The organism is Shewanella sp. SP2S2-4 (genome assembly GCF_031932025.1).
Classification (GTDB): domain Bacteria; phylum Pseudomonadota; class Gammaproteobacteria; order Enterobacterales; family Shewanellaceae; genus Shewanella; species Shewanella baltica.
In genome coordinates, this window is record NZ_JAUOER010000003.1 from 199,455 (window position 1) to 220,555 (window position 21,101).

Consider the following 21,101-nt stretch of genomic DNA (forward strand, 5'->3'; position numbering starts at 1 on the left):
GGCTAAATGATCGTCTGCGAATCACAGACCCCATCTAACTCTACACTAACTCTAAACTCCATATAGCACTAAAACCCATCTAGATCTAAAAAACATATAGCGCTAAGCCCGTCGGGCGTTAACGCTAAAACGGTATTAACATATACCAAGCTTTGTCTCATTCCGCCTTAACACTCTTCATCGCTGAGATCTTCAAAGTACCAGTAGCCTAGATTCACCCACTCGGTAAGCTGCGTGAGTAAGTCAGCATGGGCTAACCAAGGCGCTAGGGAGGATTTATCTAACTGATTGCTATCACATAGTAGTGGGATCACTGCAGCCAATTCGGCAGAAAGCTGATACTTATCACCATTAATATAGACAACGCCCTGTGCCACATTGATATCAAAATACAAACAGCGCAGTCCGCCGAGGCGAATAAGCGGCTGCTCATCGAGCCAAGCGAGCACTTCGTCTTGCGTGATGTCCAATGGCTCATCGGGTAAATCTAAGGCACACTTTGACTGAGTTAAATAGCGGCCAGAAAACTCGCTCACCAGTTCATCGGTCAACATATTGGTCAGTTGGGTGCGTAACCGTGTTAAATCGCCATTATCGACACAACCACAGCGGGTGGTCAGCTCGCGGTCTGGATCTGAAATCTGCTGTGCGCCTAAACCCTGCTCAGACAAATGATCGGCCAAAGCACTTATCATATCTTTAGCGGAGGCGGTGCGATAACCCACAGAGAAACTCAAAGACTGCTCTAAGGTTATGCCGTCATGGGGGAATCCAGGGGGAATATAAAGGATGTCGCCTGGCAACAACTCAGTATCGATAATCGGTTCAAAGGCTTCGGTGTGCAGCAAAGCGGGATGGGCGGCAAACTCTTTGTGCGGCCCCAGATCGCCTACGCGCCAACGGCGACGTCCCGAGCCTTGGCAAATAAACACATCATACAGATCGATATGCGGCCCCACGCCACCGCCAGGTGTCGCGAAGCTCACCATCACATCATCTAAACGCCAGCGCGGAATAAAATCAAAGCATTGGATCAAGGCCTCCGCATCGGGCACCCAGTTATTCAAAGCTTGGACGATCAGAGTCCAATCCCGTTCACCGAGATGATCGTAGGAATCAAAAGGGCCAAATTCCGCCAGCCATTGGCCTGCTTGTTGGTACACCCGCCGAGATTCCACCAGCTCATCCATGGCTAAGCCAGCTAATTCTTCGGGCGAAACTAAATCTTGAAAATGCTTGAATCCTTGGCGGATCACCAAGGGGTTTTTCTGCCAATACTCTGCTATAAATTGCGCGGGCGTTAAGCCGTTAATATCGAGTTGCATGGGTTGCTCACAAACCAAACTGTTATTCATAGCAGCAAATGCTAACAGGAAGCGAAACCAAGAAAGCTCGACCGGATCAACAAAGCATTAAGTCTTTTGTCAGCACCAATGTGATAGTGAATTTACTAACGTATTGAATTACAATCGGCTTATCTAGAAGCATTTCGCCACAAACGACGCTAATGCTGACACATCATTTATTGAGTCCATGTAAGATCTATGCCTACATCAGCTGCTAACACTTTGGTCGTGCTCGACTTTGAAACCACGGGGCTGTCGCCCAATCAAGGGGATCGCGCGATTGAAATCGGGGCTGTGCTGATTGAAGACGGTGTGATCACTCAAAGATTTTCTGAGTTAATGAACCCAGGATTTAGAATAAGTCGCTTTATTGAAGACTACACTGGGATCAGCAATCAAATGCTCAGGGACGCGGCGCCCTGCAATGAAGTGATGGCGCGTTTTGCGGACTTTATCGCCGATCACAATTTAGTTGCCCACAATGCGGCGTTCGATCAGCGCTTTTTAGATGCGGAGTTTGCCCAAATTCGCCATCGTTATCTTGGGCAATTTGGCTGTTCCTTGCTGGTGGCGAGACGTTTGTATCAAGCGGCACCCAATCATCAGTTAGGTACTTTAGTGCGCTATAAACAGTTACCAACCGATGGCACTTTTCACCGCGCCTTAGCCGATGCCGAAATGACCGGCCATTTGTGGCTGGCTATGCTGGCAGACCTTCAGCAAGAGTTTGGACTCTGCTCACCGACCTTTGAGTTACTGCAAAAATTAGCGAAGAAAACCAAAGCAGAGGTGCCGAAGTTTTTACGCCAATACGCCGTCAAGTGATCCAAAAAGCAACGCAGCTAAGAGGTATCAAAAAGCAAAAAACCGATAAATCCAAGGATTATCGGCGTTGTTTCAATCGGTAAATTAAGTGACCAACGAGTTGCCAACAAATAGCAGTATGATAGAGCTACAAACGCCTAGCGATAACGGCCATCTATAACGGCTTAAGCGGCGCACTATCAATGCCGCAGGAGCTGCGAACCACTAAGGTTGTCGGAATAAGCTGCGCACTCACCTCTTGTCCGCGGATAAGTTTGAGTACACTGTCGACTAAGATCTCACCGGCTAATTGGGTGTTCTGCTTAATGGTCGTTAATGGCGGATTAGCAAAACTCGCCACCGGAATATCGTCATATCCTACAACGGCCACTTGCTCTGGGACTGAAATGCCCTTTTCTTTCAGCGCCCGAATCGCGCCGATGGCGATCAAATCGCTGGCCGCAAATATCGCATCAAACTTAGCGCCTTGGGCAATCAACACCATAGCGGCATCGTAGCCTGAACTTTCTGTGCTGATGGCCGACACTTGCTTAGTGCGATCCACAGGAATATTCGCCGTTTGCAGCGCCTTCACATGCCCTAAATATCTGTCCCTAAACTCAGGGCTATGGCTCGAAGCATCACCTAAAAAGGCAAAAGCATTGCGGCCAAGGGAAATTAAATGCTCTGTCGCAATCAAGCCGCCTTGATGATTATCACAGCCAATCGATAGCACAGACTTATTATTATGCTCGGCGCCCCAAATCACAAAATGGGTATTCTGCGCTAACAGTCGCTCCAGCTTTTGCTCGTAATCCATATAGTCGCCATAACCGAGCAGAATAATGCCATCGGCTTTATTGCTGTCTTCATAATCGGCATGCCAATCGCTGGATAATTGCTGAAAAGAAACGAGTAAATCATAACCCTGCTGCGCCGTTGCTCGGGTAATGGAACCCAGCATAGACAGGAAAAAGGGATTGATTAACGAGTCATCATTGGTGGGGTCTTCACACAATAACAGCGCTAAGGTATGGCTATTTTGGGTGCGAAGATTACTGGCGTTTTTATCAACCTTGTAATTCAGCTCTTTAGCAATGGCTTGAATACGTTGACGGGTCTCTAAATTGACTAACGGACTGTTTCTAAGGGCACGGGAAACCGTAGACTGGGATACGCCTGCACGATAAGCAATATCAATCGAGGTCGCTTTCGATGCCATAGAGAGGAGGTAACCTTAGTGATTATTTTGCGTCGATACTAAAACAGTTCCGCTAACTTGTATAGACGAATGCGTTAACATCCGTCTTACACTTGAATTTTCTGCTTAAATGCCAAGCTGATCAAGCAAATCATCGGCGTCATTATCAATGGCGCGAGTCGCAATGGCGGGTTTGTCGGCCATCTTCACCCAAGGCGAAACATTCGACGTTGAGTCCTTATTACTGCCTATCGTACTGTGCTGCTCTAACAGGCTGTCGGGGTCGAATTCTTCATCGTAAACAAATTCATCTAAACGAATGAACTCAGTTTTATCCATGGCAAATTCGAGGTAGAAAATATGATTGTTTTCAGTTCTAAACGACACTCTACGAGCGACCGCATCATCTAAGTTAGCATCGATTGAAATGGTTAACTCTTTATTAATCGTCAACATTTTTGGCTGACTTTGGCTGATTGACGTTTGCAATTCTTTTGAAATTTTATTAATAAAATCCCCTAAGATTTGGTTCATCAACTCACCCATCACGTTACTCACTTCATCTGACGTATGCGAAAATGCCAACTCAGATTCAGGCATGCCCATGTTCAGCATGTAGCGACGGTAGATTTCAATCGCCGCCGAAGATGAAAAGTTAATGACGACTAGGCCAGAAAAACCACCATCAAAAATCGAGAAACAACCAAGATCGGGTTTTAGACGCGTGCGCGCGATACTTTGTACCATACCTGCGTGGGTAACATTACTGGCACTGGTGCTAGAGAGTACGTGGGCGACTGAGTGACATAACTTCAGTAAAATATCATCCGACGTTACGATAGTATTTGTGGTCATAATCGATTCTCAAACTGAATAATGCATTAATCTTGCGCGTAAAAGCGTAAAAAATCAAAATTAAAACAATTGATTAGCCTAATTTAGCAAGGCCGTAAAGTTAACATAACGCTAACTTATTGATATTTAATAGGTCAGATAAAACCTGCAACGTGCAACGACTTAAAAAACCGCTTAACTTAATAAGAACATGCCCCATAATGCAACAGATTAAAATTCCCTATCATCATTTCCTGCTTTAGATCAAAGAAACTTATATTTTATAACGGCTTTTACTGAATTTATGTCACAGATGATTCAATTGAGATTGATTCGCAGGTATATTAAGCAACAATTATTAGCCTTTGAGAAACCCCAATGATCACGTTTTTGCGCCGATTTACCATCTTGCAACGCTTAATGATGATGCTTCTTATGGCCGCGATAGGGACTGTGTGTTTTGCCAGTTTTTCGATTAAGGAGCAGTACAGCAATTTAATTGAGCAGAAATGGCTACAAATAGACGGTCAACTCGCCAGCATGTTAAGCGTGATAGATGTACATCGTCAGGATGCGCTCAAAGGTAAATACAGCGAAGAAGACGCCAAGAAAGCTGCCGCTGAGTTAATCAATCAGACTCGCTATTCTGGCTCAGGCTATTTCATTGTTATTGATGATAATCAAATCCTCGCCCACGGTGACAATGCAAGTCTTGTTGGCACCTCAGCATTAACGTTCAAATTACCCAATGGCACCAATCCATTGGCCACTATGCTGCCATTGGCGCGGGCTAAATCGAAAACCACCCTCGAATACCCCATAGCCGATCCTATGACTCGCGCTATCGAAGATAAGCTCGCCGAAGCCCGTTACTACCCACAATGGGGCTGGACAGTGATGACAGGTGCTTATCTCAGTGACGTTAAAGCGAGTTTAAAGTCAGTTATTATCGATTACCTGATTATCATGTTTTTGATTTCAGTGCCGATTTTTGCTTTCTTCCTTGTGCTTAATCATTCCATCACCTCGCCATTGAATGATGCCATTGATGCCCTTGAAGATATTGCCCAAGGCGAAGGCGACTTAAGTCAGCGCATTAATGCCCAAGGTAAAGATGAAATTGCCCACCTTGCTCGCGCCTTTAACATGTTTGCGCAAAAAATTGGCGACATGGTCGGCCATTTACAGCCTTTAGGCCAAGCATTAGACACAGACGCCAAACAGCTCTTAATTGCAGTTGAAGAGTCTAATCAAAGTGCTGAGCATATCCACAGAGAAACGGGCAGCGTCGCCACAGCAGTCAATCAAATGCTCTCAACCACCCATGAAATGGCGAGCAACACTCAGCAAGCAGCCGATGCGGCGAACAGCGTAAAAGAACAAGCGCAGCAAAGCCAAGTGGTGATCGACAACACAGTCAGCAACACAGAAAAACTGGTGGCAGAATTAAAAGCCTCTGAAGTTATTACCCAAAAACTGGGCGTCGCCTCACAGCAAATCGGTAGCATTCTCGATGTGATCCGTAGCATTGCAGAGCAGACAAACTTGCTCGCCCTTAATGCCGCCATTGAAGCTGCGCGAGCGGGGACCCATGGCCGCGGTTTTGCTGTAGTTGCCGATGAAGTCCGCGCCCTCGCCACTCGCACCCAAGACTCGACCAATGAGATCCAAAAAATCATTAGCGAGATCCAATCTGGTGTCGGCTCAGTGATGAAGAGCAATAATCAAACTCAGCTGCAATCCGATGAGCTGCAAGCCCAAGCCCACGAAGCGGGTAAAGCCATGGCAGCGATTCTGCAATTAATCGCCCATATCAGTGACATGAACACGCAATTAGCCAGTGCCACTGAAGAGCAATCACTAGTGACGGAAGAGATTAATCGAAATATTTGTAATATTTCGGAATTAACCGAAGTCTCAGTCAAAGCCAACGAGAGCAACAGTCATGCGGCTCAGTCACTGCAAGACATTAGCCAAGACATGTCCCGCACCTTGGGTCAGTTTAAAATCTAACTAACAGTATATGAGCTGTATAACTTGTCGACAGGGGCGCCATAGAGCGCCCTTTTCGTTGCACATGTTTCCGGTAACCCTGGTTAACCGCTAGCTCACCAACAATGAATTTCAACGAAAAAGTCCCATTAACCACAAATTCTCTGTCACGCTAACGTTTGATATGCGGTATGCTTTAGCCTTAAAAATCCAGCCGAGAAACTGCCATGCGAATGACCTTAGCCGTTCATCCTGAACAGTACACTATTCATAGCTTTAGCCCGAATGCCGTATTGCCCAGTGAGGTTTTTGCACAGGACATGTATTTCATTGGTAAAACCCAAGAAGGTTTATCTTTAGTCATTTCCAGTGAGATGGAACTCGACAGCCTAGAGCAAGAACCGGGCTGGTGTTGTTTTGAAGTGCTCGGGCCACTGGGATTTTCGATGACAGGCATTTTATCTAAGGTGTCTGGCACCTTAGCGGACGAACAAATCAGTATTTTTGCGATTTCCACCTTTGATACCGACTACATACTCGTGAAAAATAATCGCCTCAAAAGTGCCATCGCCGCCTTGAAAAAACAGGGCTACCACATCATAGAATCGAAAGACGAAGTGTAATACCCCATTAAATATGAGCTCATCCACTATGTACGAAAAATCTGTCACCATTACCGCCAAACATGGGATTCACACCCGCCCTGCAGCTTTACTGGTTAAAGAAGCCAAAACCTTTGACTGCGATGTAATGGTCGAATGTAATGGTAAGCAAGCCAGCGCTAAGAGTCTGTTTAAGCTACAAACTTTAGGGCTATATTCTGGCGTCACGGTAAGAGTGTTTGCCGAAGGTGAACAGGCACAAGCCGCGGTTGAGAAAGTCTCCGAGCTGCTGATCACGCTAAGCTAGGCCTTTATCCTATTTACTAGTGCACTGATTAGCGCACTAATATCTAAGTGCTTACATGTAGATCTTACCGACGAGGGATAAGTTGAAACGGATTCTGTTCGTGCCAATAGTTTACATGCCAATGCTTTACAAACTCAACGCCACTCAACTAGACTCGCTAGCGCTAACGGGCACTCAGTTCAGTGGTTAATTTAGGAAGGGATATGTCAATAACGGGGATTATAGTGTCATCGGGAATTGCCTTTGGTCAGGCACTTCACCTTATTCACACCGAACACCACCTCGATTATCGCCCTATTCCCCTGTCGAAAATTCCCCAACAACAGGGCAAGTTTGCCAAAGCCTTGCAAGAGCTACAGGCACAATTAACCCACAGCCAAGCTGCACTCGATAGCGACTCCGAAAATTATCAGCTGATCGAAGCCGACCTATTATTATTGGAAGACGATGAATTAATCGAGCAAGTGAACGATGCGATTTGTACCTTACAACTGTCGGCAAGTGTGGCGGTTGAACGCATATTTGCCCATCAAGCCAACGAGCTGCAATCCCTAGATGATCCCTATTTAGCTAATCGAGCCCAAGATGTACGCTGTTTAGGCCAACGCGTTGTCGCCGCGATCAACGGCCATTTAAACCAAGGGCTCGACAAACTCGATAAGCCCACCATCTTGTTGGCGCAAGATTTAACCCCCGCCGAATTTGCCTTACTGCCGAGGGAAAACCTCTGCGGTATTGTGCTCAAAACTGGCGGTTTAACCAGTCATACGGCGATTTTAGCCCGAGCTGCCGGCATTCCAGCCATCTTAAGTTGTCAGTTTGATGCCGATTCGATCCCCAACGGCACGCCCTTAGTACTCGATGCGCTCAATGGCGAGCTTTGCGTTAATCCTAATCCTGATCAACAGGCAAGACTCACTGTCACTTTCCACCACGAACAGGCAAGACGGGCGGCGCTGCAAACCTATAAGGATGGACCCGCACAAACCCAAGATGGCCATATTGTGGGGCTTATGGCTAACGTCGGCAATCTCAACGACATCACCCATGTCAGCGATGTTGGCGCCGATGGTATAGGTTTATTTCGCACCGAATTTATGCTGATGAACGTCAGCACCCTGCCCGATGAGAAAGCCCAATACAGCTTATATTGCGATGCATTGCAAGCTCTGGGCGGTAAGACCTTTACCATCCGCACCTTAGATATCGGTGCCGACAAAGAACTGCCTTGCCTGTGCCAAGAAATTGAAGACAATCCCGCCTTAGGGCTGCGCGGTATTCGCTACACTTTGGCACACCCCGACTTATTTAAAACCCAATTGAGGGCCATTCTGCGCGCCGCAAACCATGGTCCGATCCGCTTGATGTTCCCTATGGTTAATCAAGTCGAAGAATTGGATGAAGTGTTTGCACTGATTGCCCAGTGCCAAGATGCCCTGGAAGAAGAAGAGAAAGGCTACGGTGAACTCAGCTACGGTATCGTTGTCGAAACCCCCGCAGCGGTATTTAACCTCAATGCTATGTTGCCACGACTCGACTTTGTCAGCATTGGCACCAATGATTTAACCCAATATGCAATGGCAGCCGATAGGACCAACCCGCAGCTTACCCGCGACTATCCGTCCCTTTCGCCTGCCATTTTAGCGTTAATTAACATGACAATAGTCCAAGCAAAAGCGGCCAATGTGAAAGTGTCGCTGTGCGGCGAACTGGCCAGTTCACCACAAATTGCACCGCTGTTAATCGGCATGGGGCTGGACGAACTCAGTGTTAACTTAAGTTCACTGTTAGAAGTCAAAGCTGCCATTTGCCAAGGCAACATCCAACAATTTTCGGCGCTTGCGCACACTGCATTACAACAAGATAGAATTGCAGGTCTACAGCAGTGTATAACAAGCTATAAATAGAGACATTTATTCGTTATGCTGCATTACAGAACAAAAACAATGACAAAAACAAGCAAAAGAGGCTCTAGATTATGGGATTTTTAAGCCGAATTAGGCGCTTGGTATCGGGTCAGACTCAGTTAGCTGGCGGTATCATGGTATATGCCCCCGTTTCCGGCGATATTGTCGCCATTGAAAAAGTCCCCGATGTGGTTTTTGCAGAAAAAATTGTCGGTGATGGCATCGCTATCGCCCCCAAAGGCGAATTAATTCTTGCGCCTATTGACGGCACCATCGGAAAGATTTTTGAGACAAATCATGCATTCAGCATTGAGTCTCCCCAAGGTTTAGAATTATTTGTGCACTTTGGCGTCGGCACAGTCGAACTGAGAGGCAAAGGTTTTAAACGTTTAGCCCAAGAAGGCCAAGAAGTGAAAGTTGGCGATCCAATTTTGTCCTTCGACATTGATTATCTTAAAGACCAAGTCGACAGCCTACTCACCCCTGTCGTTTTGGCAAACATGGAAGACGTCAAATACCTAGACAAGGCCCAAGGCAGTGTTACCGCAGGTAAAGATGTGATTTTTACAGTGCAGATCTAATTTAAAGTATTGCATCGTCTATCGGTTGTTTGTTGAATAATAAAAGGCTGACTCACCATCATGAGCCAGCCTTTTGTGCTTTTGAAAACCGAGCCTAAAACGGTATTTGCATTCGCCAAGCTGTAGCAGTCTCGATACACAGACTTAGGAGAATCTATTTCGGCCGTTCTCACGCTAAGCATCACATTAGCTGCAACGAGCTGAGATAGAGTCTCGTACATTAATCCGCTTTAAACATGGCAAAATCAGGTCGCGGCAATTTATCTAAAATACTGTACAGATAAATCACTAATACCGAGAGTGCCGCGCCCGTCAAAAACAGCCACTGACCGCCAAAATGATCCAATATTATGCCGCCACCAAGGGGCGCGAGGGCAAAGCCTAAATCATAGAATGAGGCAGCCCCAAAGTAGGCGCCGCGAAGATGCTCAGGGGCTAAGCGGTCAATATGCACATTCATAGTAGGAAACAAAATCGTCTCGGCGACACTCATCACCACAATTGCGCCTATCCAGCCCCAAAAAAGATCCAGCGGATTAAATGCCAGCCAGATCTGTGAGCCAATCAGTAATAGCAATCCGATTTGAATCCGTTTGACGAGCGAAAAACGGGCCATGAGTTTCAATAGCAAAAATTGAGTGGAGATAATCACCATAGCATTAGTGAAAATCATGCCAGAGATTAACGTCAACAAATCAGGCGCGCCAGCGCGAGTGAGATATTGGATCAACGAACTGTCCATTTGGGCATAAATGAACATACACAGAATATTGGCGAAAATTAAACATTGCAGCAGTTTATCTTGCAATAGAATGGCGACAATTTGCTTACGGCTCACGACTGCCGCTTTTTTCGTGCTCGCCTCAGTATCACTCGATAAGCCATTCACGCCACAATTAACACCATCACTTGTCATGTCATTTACACAGTCATTTACACAGTCACTTGCACCATCACTTTCAGTGCCACTCGTAGCGTCACTTAAATTATCATTCGATGAGGCGCCAGCCGCCAAAGCAACATCCTGACGGGTTTGATGGTTAAATCCCCAATATAACAAGGCTAACAACACGGCAAAGGCCACTGCAGTAAGGTAGAAACTGGACTGCTTGCCCGTAAGACCAAGCCATACCCCAAGCATAGGGCCAACGGCGCAGCCCACGTTGACGATGAAATACAGCGACTGCATCGCCAATTCGCGCGTCTTAGGATCGGCAATAATGTCACCAAAAGCCGATGTCAGCGGTCGCCATAATGAAGTCGCCATAGAGCAAAGGGTCATCACAACCACATACCCTTCGACAGAATTGGCTTCAGCCAATAACGAAAACGAGATGATATAGAGGATGCCCGTCAGGTACATCAGCTTATGACGACCTATTCTGTCGGACAATGAGCTACCAACAAAGCTCATAAATACCGAAATAATCGCGGCGCTGGACAAGACCATGCCGACCTCAGTGGCACTTAGCGCGAATTTCTCATATAAAATAACGGCCAAAAATGGCCATACCATGTAATAACTGCCACGGGTGATAAAATACCCAAACAAAAATATCCACATCAAGCACGGAAATTGCTTAAATCGCTGCCAAGAAACATCGCTGTGCATTTTAATCCTTTAAAAGTCGCGCTAGAGTCAACGCCAGATATCAATCTGATTTTAATAAGAAAAAAATATATAACAGACAGTTTTGGTTAAACAAGTGTTAACGATTTTATCTGTGGCGTATTAAATATAAATACCGAGTGTCTGATGCTAAACGCATAGAGCTTAGCTCGACTTATGGGTTTTGGTTGAAATCCTTAGCTCAGGCTCAGGTCGCTAAAAAGTGAACAACCTTGTGAGCTGAAAGTGCATAAAGGTGAGAGTGTGGTGAGACAATAGGCATGATTAGTCATAGTAATGATGATAAAAAATATTAAAAAAAGATACTTAACAATTACTTAAAGCAAAAAGGAAAGCGGCACCTAACGATGGTGAATAATGTAAACGCGGAATGGAAAAGCGATGTAGAGATCATTTCTTCGGCAGCCAAAACACATAACGTTCTAGGCCGATAATATTCTAGGTAGATGTCCATTGACTGTTTTGGTGAGGATAAATGACATGTCGCACCCTGTTCAGAATGCATTCTTTCAACACTGCATGAAATTTAAGCACAACATAAATGCTGATGCGCATTTCACTTAGGTCGGTAGTCATTATCAAATTGAATCAAATCCTCTAAAACACTCGTCGGCTCTATCGCATTAAAACCCGAGGACATAACAATATCGGCAATAAAGAAACTGAATGGAGACGCTAATAGAGTAGAGGTAAAATTAAGAGGAAAAGTCGGCAATTGAGATGACAACCGCCGACCTGAATGGCCTCTAACTTTAAGCATTTAACTTAGGCCATGAACTTAACTAACTGACTTGAGCAACTAAATTGAATAACAAGCTCGAGTATCAAGCTCAAGCCACGAACTTAGGCAACCAACTCAAATAAAAAGCTTTAAGCAAAAGTGTCGACTGACTCCCCTTTGCCCGCCTCTTTCGCGCGCTCTTGGGATGACTCATTCACTTCCTCTACTTTCTGAGGCGAGATATTGGCTTGTTTCTGTTGAGCTTGTATCGATGATGACTGCATGCTCGCAGATGATTGACCCACATTGGCGATATTCATGATGATTTCCCTCAACTAATGACAACAATTACACGCTTAGACATTAGAGCGGAAAACTTAAGCGATGCTTAAGCCTTTAGCCTATTTTTAATACAAACGAACAGACTTTACCCCATGCTCAGATAACGCTTACACCCCGCAATAGCAGGCATGTAAAGGCGGATGCACTGACATTTTTATGCTCACGCTATCTCAGCAAAACATCCCACTTGTGACATGCGCCGCACAATGCCACAATGCCAGCAAAATCAATGCTTGCCAGCCAAGCGTCCATCCACACTGGAGCATCATTTTGACCCTCTACGGTATTAAGAATTGCGATACAGTGCGTAAAGCACGTAAATGGATTGAAAATCATCAACTTCCAGTTCATTTCCATGATTTTAGAGATGACGGCCTACGTCAAGAAGACCTCGAATTCTGGTGTAAAGCCTCAGGCTGGGAAACCGTATTCAATAAGCGCAGCACAAGCTTTCGTGCCCTCAGTGACGCAGATAAAACCGATATCGATCAAGCCAAAGCCATTCAACTTATGCTGGCGCAACCGACACTGATCAAACGCCCCGTCTTGGTCGTCGGTGAGCACGTGCTGATTGGCTTTGATGAAGCCGCCTATAAAAGAGTATTTTCACTATGATGCCAGCCGATGATTATCCCGTAACGGAACTGACAAAAGCGCTGATCGCCCGCCCTTCGGTGACGCCGCTTGATGAAGGCTGCCAAACCTTAATGGCTGAAAGACTCAGCGCTATCGGCTTTAATATCGAACCTATGGTTTTTGAAGACACCACTAATATGTGGGCTCGCCGTGGTAATGAAGGGCCGGTCTTTTGTTTTGCCGGCCACACAGATGTTGTCCCAACGGGTGATGTGAGCCGCTGGCACACGCCGCCTTTTGTGCCCACCGTTATCGATGGCTACTTATATGGCCGCGGCGCGGCGGACATGAAAGGCTCATTAGCGGCTATGGTGATTGCCGCCGAACGTTTTGTGGCTAAACATCCCGATCATAATGGCTCAATCGCCTTTTTGATCACCAGCGATGAAGAAGGCCCCTTCATCAATGGCACGACGCGAGTCATTGATACCTTAGAAGCGCGCAACGAGAAGATCACCTGGGCGTTAGTCGGCGAACCCTCATCAACCCTAAAGCTGGGCGATGTGGTCAAAAATGGTCGCCGCGGCAGTTTAACCGGCAACTTAACCGTGAAAGGCATTCAAGGCCACGTGGCCTATCCACATCTTGCTGATAATCCAATCCACAAAGCCGCGCCTTTCTTAGCCGAGCTGAGTCAGATGCACTGGGATAATGGTAATGAGTTCTTTCCGCCCACCAGCTTCCAAATCGCCAATATTAATGGCGGTACCGGCGCATCGAATGTGATTCCCGGCGCACTGGACGTGATGTTTAACTTCCGTTACTCCACCGAAGTAACCGCCGAAATCTTGATTGAGCGGGTTGAAACTTTATTAAAAGCCCACGAGCTAGATTACGATATCAGCTGGATTTTCAATGGTCTGCCATTTTTAACTGGCGATGGCCCACTGCTTGACGCGACCCGTATTGCAATTCGCCAAGTCACAGGTTATGAGACAGATCCACAAACCACGGGCGGCACATCGGACGGACGCTTTATCGCGCCAACGGGTGCTAAAGTGTTAGAGCTTGGCCCAGTGAACGCCACCATTCATAAAGTGAATGAATGCGTTAAAGTGGACGACCTTGAGCAGCTAGCCCTGTGTTATGAAGTGATTTTGGAACAACTATTGTGCTAACACACCTCGAGATCCGCCCCGAAACCGCTAGGCTTTACGGCTTAAACGCCACTGAATTGGTGGAATATTTAAGTGCGTATCACCATGGGTATCATAGCTTTTGGCTCGAAGCGAACACCGCCATCGCCTTTAATGCGATGGCTCAAAAAGCCAAAGATGCGGGCATAGCACTCGCCATCTGCTCTGCCCATCGCCCTTTTGAGCGACAACTGGCAATTTGGAATGCCAAGGCCAGCGGTAAACGCGCGGTATTGGATGCCAATGAGCAGGCGGTGAGCATTAAGGGACTGAGTGACGATGCCATCGTCGACTTGATTTTGCTCTGGTCGGCGCTACCCGGTGCTTCACGTCACCACTGGGGCACAGATCTCGATGTGTTCGATGCGGATCAAATTGATGTCAAAGCCCTTCACCTTATCGAAGCTGAATATGGCCAAACTGGTCCCTGCGCAAAATTGCATGCTTGGCTGGTGGAAAATGCCCATGATTTTGGCTTTTATTTCCCGTTTCAACAGGGGCAAAGCGCGGTCAGTCCTGAGCCTTGGCACATCAGCTATTTCCCTGTTGCGCAATTATTGTTGCCACAGTTCGATCGTGCCGAACTGGCAATCCTTTTAGAAAACAGTGATATGTTGCTCAAAGATGCGGTACTCGCCCGATTAGACTATCTAGTGGATGAATACGTGCTGCGTATCGCTCAGCCTTAGCTGTGGGATATTCGCCGCAGATTTTTGTAAAGGTTAAGCCCAGCGATCTATCGCCCAAATTGGCGCCAGAATACGGCTTAACATAACGATATATTTGATTAAGTAGGCTTTATGGATTTTTCTTCACACCGTCAGCAGCTCATGATTGCCGATCGTAAATTAAGTTACCTTGATGTCGGTACAGGCCCTGTACTCTTGTTTGGTCACAGTTATTTGTGGGATAGCGCCATGTGGGCGCCTCAAATTGCCGCGCTAAGTGCCCATTACCGCTGTATCGTGCCAGAACTGTGGGGTCATGGTCAGTCAGATTTACTGCCCGATAATGGTAAAACGCTACTCGATATTGCCGATCACATGTTGGCCTTAATGGATACCCTCAATATCACTGACTTTAGTGTTATCGGACAATCTGTTGGTGCTATGTGGGGCGCAGAATTGGCACTGAAAGCACCAACAAGGGTTAAAACCCTCGTGATGCTCAACAGTTTTATTGGTTTTGAACCCGAAGTGACCCGCGCGAAATATGATGGCATGCTGGATATGATTACCGCCGCTAAGGCGATTCCTGCGGCGCTTATCAGTGCGATTTCACCTTTGTTCTTCGCAAACAATGCCGCGCAAAACACACCTGAACTGGTCACTGACTTTGAACACTCACTTGCCACAATCTCAGCAGAAAAAATCCCCACGATAGTGAAACTTGGACGAATGATTTTTGGTCGTCGCGATACTATGGAAGATGCCGAGCAGCTAACGCTGCCTTGCCTTATCATGGCGGGCGTTGAGGATAAAGCACGCAGTGTGCTAGAAAGCTACCTAATGAGCGATGCCATCAATGGCAGTCAGCTGGTGCATATTCCTGCGGCGGGACATATCTCGACCCTTGAACAAGCCGAATTTATTAATCAACACTTAGCCGATTTTCTCGCACAACATCACTAATCTGCTGCTAAATACCGTCACTCAATAAAATCTTCAAGATGTGGACATTCGCATCTTGAAGACAGCTATTCGGCTTAACCCATACCCTCAATACCAAATCCACGTTCACCCCCTGTTTAACCCATGAATATATTAGGCTTTACTTGATTTAGCACCGCAGGTTAGCTCGCCTAGTTTTCCAAGACTCCACCGTTAAATCAGCATTAACAAGTATAAATCACCATTTTGATGTCAACGTCTCAAAAAATGTTGCATAAAGGTGAAATCTACCATTTATCAACTACCTTTATTACTGTATTCCCTCAACAAGGTATTCTGCCATGAGAAAAAGTACAGTTGCCCTCTGCGTGCTCAGCACACTTTATATGCCGTCTCTTTATGCCGATGTTCAAATAAATGGATTTGCCTCTATTGTCGCGGGTTCGAGTCTCAGTGACGATAAAAGCTATTATGACTATGACAAAGAGCTCAACTTTAATAACGATTCAAAAGTTGCCTTACAATTTACCGCCGATCTGGGCAGTGGCTTAAGAGCCACGGCGCAAGTGCTATCCCGAGGCAATAACGATTACAGTGCCGAATTTGAATGGGCTTATATCTCCTATGACATCAGCGACAAACTTATGCTCATGGCGGGCCGCCAACGCTTTAACCTCTATAAATACTCTGATTATATTGACGTAGGCTATGCCTATCACTGGATCACCCCGCCCCGCGGCGTTTATTCACTGCCATTTAATTCAGGCGAAGGTGTCGGCTTAGTATATTCCGATTTATGGGGCGATACCGAAGTCGGTTTGACCTATAAGTATATTACGACTTCTGTTTCTGACTATGCACCTATAGGTTCATCAACACCTCCCGCGCCCTTCTCCGCCGAGGGCCACATAATGAACTTCAACTTTGTAACCTCAGGGTTTGAGTACGGCTTGAATATCGGCATAGTGACTGATTTCTCCTACGAGTTACCTGCTCTGCTGGGCCTAGGCGATGCGATTGCCCAAACAGGGTTATTTAGTCAGCAAGTGGTAGATGATCTTTTACCCATTAACGACAGCGCGTTACTCATAGGTGCTAACGTTAAATATGATGCGGGTAAATGGTTTATCTTGGCTGAATACACCCGAATTGACGTCGATCCCAGTAGCTTTAATATTCAAGATTCAGCCTTTGTTTCCGGCGGGATCCGCTATAAAGATTTCACTTTTCATTTAACCTACGGTATTGACAAAGGTGATCCACAATACGATGCCTATGACGGCATGTTACCGCTATACAATAGTCTGCCACCAGCAAACCAAGCTGCGTTAGCGCCTCTGGTTTTCGGTACAAAAGCAGCGCTTGAAGCACAGCAAGAAGACAGCGCCTACTACATCATAGGAACACGCTGGGATTTCCATCCCTCAGCCGCACTAAAACTGGAGTACACCAACTACAGCAATGACAAACCGTCCTCCGATGAACAGTTGCTGAGTATGGCAATAGACTTAGTTTTTTAAGGAGTTAAACATGAAACTATTAATAAGATCTCGGTTGATGATGAAAACCTTAGTTGCTAGTGCACTTTTACTTGGCAGTGCCTATGTGCAAGCCGAAGTTGCCGTCGTGGTACATCCTTCAAATACATCCGAAATTAGTGCTGCGGATATTTCACGTATCTATTTAGGTAAACTCAAGTCTTTCCCCAATGGAGGGACTGTGGTTGCGCTCGATCAGCCCGAAGGCTCACCCGCTCGTGATGCCTTCGTGAAGCAAATCCTCAATAAAACTGAGAGTCAGCTCAAAGCCTATTGGTCAAAACTGGTCTTTTCAGGCCAAGGTCAACCACCCAAAGTCGTCGACTCGAGCGCTGAAATGCTCTCATTGATTGCCGCCAATCCGAATATGATCGGGTTTGTTGACGTCAGCGAGGTGAACGATAGCGTAAAAGTGATCAGTAAGTTCTAACCCATACTGCATCATCCTTGTCCGCCTTAATTTTTAGCGGACAAGGCGTTCACTCAGTTTTAGTGCAATATCACCCCCAAACACGCTAACAAATGGCGCTTAGATCCCCAGAGGGAACCAATTCATTTGCAGAACTATTAATAAAAAATAATCTCGATTCCTCAATATCCCGATTCAAACCTTAATTGGATAGACCAGCAGAGCCAATTTTGCTGGTATACTCTTGCTAAAAATGTGCTGCTTGCATGAATTAGAGCATGAGAAGACATTTTATATGTCAATAAAACAATAGGTTAAAATGAAACTACTCAAACCTTTATTCGACAACAACCGCCGCTGGGCCGGACGTATACGCCAAGAGAATCCTGATTTTTTCGAGCAATTAGCGAAACAGCAACATCCTGAATACCTGTGGATTGGCTGCTCGGATAGTCGCGTACCTTCTAACCAAATCATTGATCTTATGCCGGGTGAAGTCTTTGTTCACCGTAATATCGCCAACATGGTTATACATACCGATCTTAACTGCTTATCTGTGTTGCAATACGCCGTTGATGTGCTCAAGGTGAAGCATATTATGGTAGTGGGTCACTACGGCTGTGGTGGTGTGCGCGCGGCCATGGGTCAGCAACGTTTGGGATTAATCGATAACTGGCTCGGGCATTTACGTGATATCTACCGTATTTATCAGGAAGAATTACAACAGATGGATGAAGCTAAACGTTTTGATCGCCTGTGCGAGCTCAACGTGATTGAGCAGGTTGCTAATGTGACCAGTTCAACCATAGTGCAAGAAGCTTGGGATCGCGGCCAAGAAGTGGCGGTACACGGCTGGATTTACGGCATTGATAACGGTTTACTGACAGATTTAGATGTCACGGTTGACCGTGAACATGGTTTAGCTAATCCACGCTAACGGCCTGAATATAGGCTTTTAACCCTTAGCTGAGTGTCATCAATGCTCAGATAAAACCTGCCCCTGTGCAGGTTTTTCTTTTTCCATGACAATTTTCAGCAATAAAACATCGCAAGGGTCTATTACGCCAGTTATAATCCGCCAGTTAATTGCAGGCGACCTATGCGCCACAAATTCTAAGGAGATACCTTCCATGCCCGGTTTTGAATTATTTGGTCCTGAAGAGAAGCAGGAAGTCGCTGACGTTATGGAAAACGGTTTTACCTTCCGTTACAACTTCGACCATATGCGTAATGATCGCTGGAAGACGCGCGATATGGAGCAACTACTTTGCGAGAAGATGAACGTGAAGCATGCTCACCTGTTATCAAGCGGTACTGCTGCGCTGCAAACGGCCATGATGGCTGCAGGCATTGGTGCTGGCGATGAAGTTATCGTGCCACCTTTTACCTTTGTAGCCTCAGTTGAAGCGATTTTTATGGCAGGCGCTATTCCGATTTTTGCCGAAATCGATGAGACACTGTGTTTATCCCCAGAAGGTATCGAAGCCGCAATTACTCCACGCACTAAAGCGATCAACTTAGTGCATATGTGTGGTTCTATGGCGAAGATGGACGAAATTAAAGCCATCTGTGCAAAACATAACATCAAGATTTTAGAAGATGCTTGTCAAGCCATTGGTGGCAGCTACAAGGGCCAAGCCCTAGGTACTATCGGTGATGTGGGTTGTTACTCATTTGATTCAGTCAAAACCATCACCTGTGGTGAAGGTGGCGCTGTGATTACCAATAACACTGAAATCTACAACAACGCGCACATGTTCTCCGATCACGGCCATGACCACATTGGTAAAGACCGCGGCGCTGAGTCACACCCTATCATTGGCTTGAACTTCCGAATTTCGGAAATGAACGCCGCCTTAGGTTTAGCGCAATTACGTAAACTCGATACCATTATCGATATCCAACGTAAAAACAAAAAGACCATTAAAGATGCGATGGCCGCTGCTATCCCAGAAGTGACCTTCCGCCTGATCCCCGATCCAGAAGGCGACTCAGCAGGCTTCTTAACCTTTATGTTGCCAACCGAAGCGCGTACTATTGAAATCAGCAAAAAACTGGCTGAAAACGGCGTCGATGGCTGCTTCTACTGGTATGTAAACAACTGGCATTATTTGAAAAACTGGAAACACATTCAGGAGCTTAAGGCATCTGCTGCGTTACCAATCACATTAATCGCCGATAGACCTGACTATACTCAAGTTTCTGTGCCTAAATCCGATGCCATTATGAGCCGCACGATTTCTATGCTCATCAAGTTGTCTTGGACCGATGCTCAGATCGCCGAGCGTATCGAAAACATCAAGAAAGCATTTGCCCAATAATTCTACGGGAGTTTGTTGCAATGAGTTTTAAGAATTTTAAAGTAGTTGAAAAAATGATCTTCGGCCGTGGCTCATTCGTCCAATTGGATGAAGTGTTAGCTGCTGAACGTAAAACCGCCGACGACTTCGTGGTGTTTTTAGTCGATGACGTGCATCAAGGCAAAGCCCTTGAGGGCCGCATTCCAGCTAAAGCACAAGACATGATAATTTGGGTTAACGTTGATGAAGAGCCAAGCACAATTCAAATCGATGCCCTGACTGAACAAGTTCAAGCTTTCAATAGCAAACTGCCAGTGAGCGTCGTCGGTTTAGGTGGCGGTTCAACCATGGACGTGGCTAAAGCGGTATCGCTGATGCTGACAAACCCAGGTGGCTCTGCCATGTACCAAGGTTGGGACTTGATCAAGAACCCAGCGGTACACCACATTGGTATCCCAACGATTTCTGGTACGGGTGCAGAAGCGTCACGCACCGCCGTATTATGTGGTCCAGTACGTAAGCTAGGTCTGAACTCAGATTACACAGTATTCGATCAAATCATCATGGATTCTGAGTTAATCGAAGGCGTGGAAACGGACCAATGGTTCTACACAGGTATGGATTGCTATATCCACTGTGTTGAATCGTTACAAGGTACCTTCTTAAACGAGTTCTCTAAATCCTACGCTGAAAAAGCCATGGATTTATGTCGCCAAGTGTACTTAGACGACCACGTAGAAAAAGACGACAAGCTGATGATGGCGTCTTTCATGGGCGGTATGAGTATCGCTTACAGCCAAGTGGGTGCCTGTCACGCGGTTTCTTACGGTCTGTCTTATATCTTGGGTTACCACCACGGTATCGGCAACTGTATCGCCTTTGACGTGTTAGAAGAATTCTATCCAGAAGGTGTTGCAGAGTTCCGTTTGATGATGAAGAAACACAACATCACACTGCCGAAGAACATCTGTAAAGATCTGCCAGACGAAACCATAGCAAAAATGGTTGCCGTGACTAAGAGTATGGGTCCACTATGGGCTAACGTTTACGGCGCAGGTTGGGAAGAGAAAGTCACAGATGAAATGTTGACTGCCCTGTTCCGTCGCATCTAAGCTCTAACACATGTTAAAAGGGCTCAATTGTGAGCCCTTTTGTCTATATGCATTGTATATCTACACTGTATATCTTTGATAAAAGTAGGATAA

At 46.1% G+C, this 21,101-nt stretch carries 20 protein-coding genes; 15 read left to right on the forward strand and 5 right to left on the reverse strand.

All coding sequences use genetic code 11. The annotated features are described in order from the left end of the window. Positions 1-167 precede the first annotated feature (167 nt). Positions 168-1,325 (reverse strand): cupin domain-containing protein, encoded by a 1,158-nt coding sequence (locus tag Q4Q54_RS04530; protein WP_311987846.1) that lies wholly within the window; start codon positions 1,323-1,325, stop codon positions 168-170. Positions 1,326-1,544: 219 nt separating this feature from the next. Between Q4Q54_RS04530 and Q4Q54_RS04535 the strand changes: the two genes are divergently transcribed. Next, entirely contained in the window at positions 1,545-2,171 is a 627-nt protein-coding gene (locus Q4Q54_RS04535) for a PolC-type DNA polymerase III (RefSeq protein WP_011846919.1), read from the forward strand. A 154-nt stretch (positions 2,172-2,325) separates the two neighbouring features. On the opposite strand, the gene Q4Q54_RS04540 is transcribed toward Q4Q54_RS04535, so the two are convergent. Then, the gene (locus Q4Q54_RS04540; RefSeq protein ID WP_011846920.1) at positions 2,326-3,372 is read right to left on the reverse strand and encodes a LacI family DNA-binding transcriptional regulator; all 1,047 of its coding nucleotides are present in this window, start codon (positions 3,370-3,372) and stop codon (positions 2,326-2,328) included. A 105-nt stretch (positions 3,373-3,477) separates the two neighbouring features. Continuing rightward, positions 3,478-4,206, reverse strand: coding sequence for a DUF3334 family protein (locus tag Q4Q54_RS04545; protein WP_011846921.1), 729 nt, complete (start codon positions 4,204-4,206; stop codon positions 3,478-3,480). A gap of 357 nt (positions 4,207-4,563) precedes the next feature. Between Q4Q54_RS04545 and Q4Q54_RS04550 the strand changes: the two genes are divergently transcribed. From Q4Q54_RS04550 to crr, 5 genes are all read left to right on the forward strand, one after another. Continuing rightward, positions 4,564-6,198 carry a methyl-accepting chemotaxis protein gene (locus Q4Q54_RS04550; protein WP_311987822.1) on the forward strand — a complete coding sequence of 545 codons (1,635 nt, stop codon included), beginning with the start codon at positions 4,564-4,566 and terminating at the stop codon, positions 6,196-6,198. A 206-nt stretch (positions 6,199-6,404) separates the two neighbouring features. Continuing rightward, complete coding sequence (locus tag Q4Q54_RS04555) at positions 6,405-6,800, forward strand: ACT domain-containing protein (RefSeq protein ID WP_011846923.1); 396 nt, start codon at positions 6,405-6,407, stop codon at positions 6,798-6,800. A gap of 28 nt (positions 6,801-6,828) precedes the next feature. Further along, the gene (locus tag Q4Q54_RS04560) at positions 6,829-7,086 is read left to right on the forward strand and encodes an HPr family phosphocarrier protein (protein WP_006081819.1); all 258 of its coding nucleotides are present in this window, start codon (positions 6,829-6,831) and stop codon (positions 7,084-7,086) included. A 203-nt stretch (positions 7,087-7,289) separates the two neighbouring features. Then, the gene (gene ptsP / locus Q4Q54_RS04565) at positions 7,290-8,993 is read left to right on the forward strand and encodes a phosphoenolpyruvate--protein phosphotransferase (RefSeq protein WP_311987823.1); all 1,704 of its coding nucleotides are present in this window, start codon (positions 7,290-7,292) and stop codon (positions 8,991-8,993) included. Between the two features lie 71 nt (positions 8,994-9,064). Continuing rightward, positions 9,065-9,574, forward strand: coding sequence for a PTS glucose transporter subunit IIA (crr, locus tag Q4Q54_RS04570; RefSeq protein WP_106650635.1), 510 nt, complete (start codon positions 9,065-9,067; stop codon positions 9,572-9,574). Positions 9,575-9,794: 220 nt separating this feature from the next. Here the strand turns inward: crr and Q4Q54_RS04575 are convergent, their stop codons facing one another. Together Q4Q54_RS04575 and Q4Q54_RS04580 are read right to left on the reverse strand one after the other, a co-directional pair. After that, a complete protein-coding gene (locus Q4Q54_RS04575) occupies positions 9,795-11,186 on the reverse strand; it encodes an MFS transporter (protein ID WP_311987824.1) in 1,392 nt (463 codons plus the stop codon). An 888-nt stretch (positions 11,187-12,074) separates the two neighbouring features. Further along, entirely contained in the window at positions 12,075-12,245 is a 171-nt protein-coding gene (locus tag Q4Q54_RS04580) for a hypothetical protein (protein ID WP_006086821.1), read from the reverse strand. A 292-nt stretch (positions 12,246-12,537) separates the two neighbouring features. Here Q4Q54_RS04580 and Q4Q54_RS04585 point away from each other — a divergent pair, with 292 nt between their 5' ends. The 9 genes from Q4Q54_RS04585 (at position 12,538) to kdnB (ending at position 21,008) form a co-directional block, all read left to right on the forward strand. Beyond that, positions 12,538-12,882, forward strand: coding sequence for an ArsC family reductase (locus Q4Q54_RS04585; protein ID WP_006086822.1), 345 nt, complete (start codon positions 12,538-12,540; stop codon positions 12,880-12,882). After that, positions 12,882-14,021 (forward strand): succinyl-diaminopimelate desuccinylase, encoded by a 1,140-nt coding sequence (dapE, locus tag Q4Q54_RS04590; protein ID WP_311987847.1) that lies wholly within the window; start codon positions 12,882-12,884, stop codon positions 14,019-14,021. The genes Q4Q54_RS04585 and dapE overlap by 1 nt, the downstream gene beginning before the upstream one ends. Further along, on the forward strand, positions 14,015-14,728 hold the full coding sequence (locus Q4Q54_RS04595; protein WP_311987825.1) for a M15 family metallopeptidase: 714 nt from the start codon (positions 14,015-14,017) through the stop codon (positions 14,726-14,728). The genes dapE and Q4Q54_RS04595 overlap by 7 nt, the downstream gene beginning before the upstream one ends. Positions 14,729-14,839: 111 nt before the next feature. Further along, a complete protein-coding gene (locus Q4Q54_RS04600; RefSeq protein WP_311987826.1) occupies positions 14,840-15,670 on the forward strand; it encodes an alpha/beta fold hydrolase in 831 nt (276 codons plus the stop codon). Positions 15,671-15,990: 320 nt separating this feature from the next. Continuing rightward, positions 15,991-17,169: a porin gene (locus tag Q4Q54_RS04605; RefSeq protein WP_311987827.1), complete on the forward strand. Its 1,179-nt coding sequence runs from the start codon at positions 15,991-15,993 to the stop codon at positions 17,167-17,169. 10 nt (positions 17,170-17,179) lie between these two features. Next, a complete protein-coding gene (locus Q4Q54_RS04610) occupies positions 17,180-17,617 on the forward strand; it encodes a phosphate ABC transporter substrate-binding protein (RefSeq protein ID WP_311899266.1) in 438 nt (145 codons plus the stop codon). Positions 17,618-17,915: 298 nt separating this feature from the next. Then, positions 17,916-18,533, forward strand: a complete 618-nt coding sequence (gene can, locus Q4Q54_RS04615) for a carbonate dehydratase (protein ID WP_028760064.1) — start codon at positions 17,916-17,918, stop codon at positions 18,531-18,533. A gap of 193 nt (positions 18,534-18,726) precedes the next feature. Beyond that, positions 18,727-19,917 (forward strand): 8-amino-3,8-dideoxy-alpha-D-manno-octulosonate transaminase KdnA, encoded by a 1,191-nt coding sequence (gene kdnA / locus Q4Q54_RS04620; RefSeq protein ID WP_311987828.1) that lies wholly within the window; start codon positions 18,727-18,729, stop codon positions 19,915-19,917. Between the two features lie 20 nt (positions 19,918-19,937). Continuing rightward, positions 19,938-21,008 carry a 3-deoxy-alpha-D-manno-octulosonate 8-oxidase KdnB gene (gene kdnB, locus Q4Q54_RS04625; protein WP_311987829.1) on the forward strand — a complete coding sequence of 357 codons (1,071 nt, stop codon included), beginning with the start codon at positions 19,938-19,940 and terminating at the stop codon, positions 21,006-21,008. Positions 21,009-21,101: the final 93 nt, after the last annotated feature.

Bases quoted from the DNA above. Each gene is read 5' to 3' on its own strand.
- Q4Q54_RS04530 (WP_311987846.1), bottom strand. From the start codon at position 1,325: ATGCAACTCGATATTAACGGCTTAACGCCCGCGCAATTTATAGCAGAG.
- Q4Q54_RS04535 (WP_011846919.1), top strand. From the start codon at position 1,545: ATGCCTACATCAGCTGCTAACACTTTGGTCGTGCTCGACTTTGAAACC.
- Q4Q54_RS04540 (WP_011846920.1), bottom strand. From the start codon at position 3,372: ATGGCATCGAAAGCGACCTCGATTGATATTGCTTATCGTGCAGGCGTA.
- Q4Q54_RS04545 (WP_011846921.1), bottom strand. From the start codon at position 4,206: ATGACCACAAATACTATCGTAACGTCGGATGATATTTTACTGAAGTTA.
- Q4Q54_RS04550 (WP_311987822.1), top strand. From the start codon at position 4,564: ATGATCACGTTTTTGCGCCGATTTACCATCTTGCAACGCTTAATGATG.
- Q4Q54_RS04555 (WP_011846923.1), top strand. From the start codon at position 6,405: ATGCGAATGACCTTAGCCGTTCATCCTGAACAGTACACTATTCATAGC.
- Q4Q54_RS04560 (WP_006081819.1), top strand. From the start codon at position 6,829: ATGTACGAAAAATCTGTCACCATTACCGCCAAACATGGGATTCACACC.
- ptsP (WP_311987823.1), top strand. From the start codon at position 7,290: ATGTCAATAACGGGGATTATAGTGTCATCGGGAATTGCCTTTGGTCAG.
- crr (WP_106650635.1), top strand. From the start codon at position 9,065: ATGGGATTTTTAAGCCGAATTAGGCGCTTGGTATCGGGTCAGACTCAG.
- Q4Q54_RS04575 (WP_311987824.1), bottom strand. From the start codon at position 11,186: ATGCACAGCGATGTTTCTTGGCAGCGATTTAAGCAATTTCCGTGCTTG.
- Q4Q54_RS04580 (WP_006086821.1), bottom strand. From the start codon at position 12,245: ATGAATATCGCCAATGTGGGTCAATCATCTGCGAGCATGCAGTCATCA.
- dapE (WP_311987847.1), top strand. From the start codon at position 12,882: ATGCCAGCCGATGATTATCCCGTAACGGAACTGACAAAAGCGCTGATC.
- Q4Q54_RS04600 (WP_311987826.1), top strand. From the start codon at position 14,840: ATGGATTTTTCTTCACACCGTCAGCAGCTCATGATTGCCGATCGTAAA.
- Q4Q54_RS04605 (WP_311987827.1), top strand. From the start codon at position 15,991: ATGAGAAAAAGTACAGTTGCCCTCTGCGTGCTCAGCACACTTTATATG.
- Q4Q54_RS04610 (WP_311899266.1), top strand. From the start codon at position 17,180: ATGAAACTATTAATAAGATCTCGGTTGATGATGAAAACCTTAGTTGCT.
- can (WP_028760064.1), top strand. From the start codon at position 17,916: ATGAAACTACTCAAACCTTTATTCGACAACAACCGCCGCTGGGCCGGA.
- kdnA (WP_311987828.1), top strand. From the start codon at position 18,727: ATGCCCGGTTTTGAATTATTTGGTCCTGAAGAGAAGCAGGAAGTCGCT.
- kdnB (WP_311987829.1), top strand. From the start codon at position 19,938: ATGAGTTTTAAGAATTTTAAAGTAGTTGAAAAAATGATCTTCGGCCGT.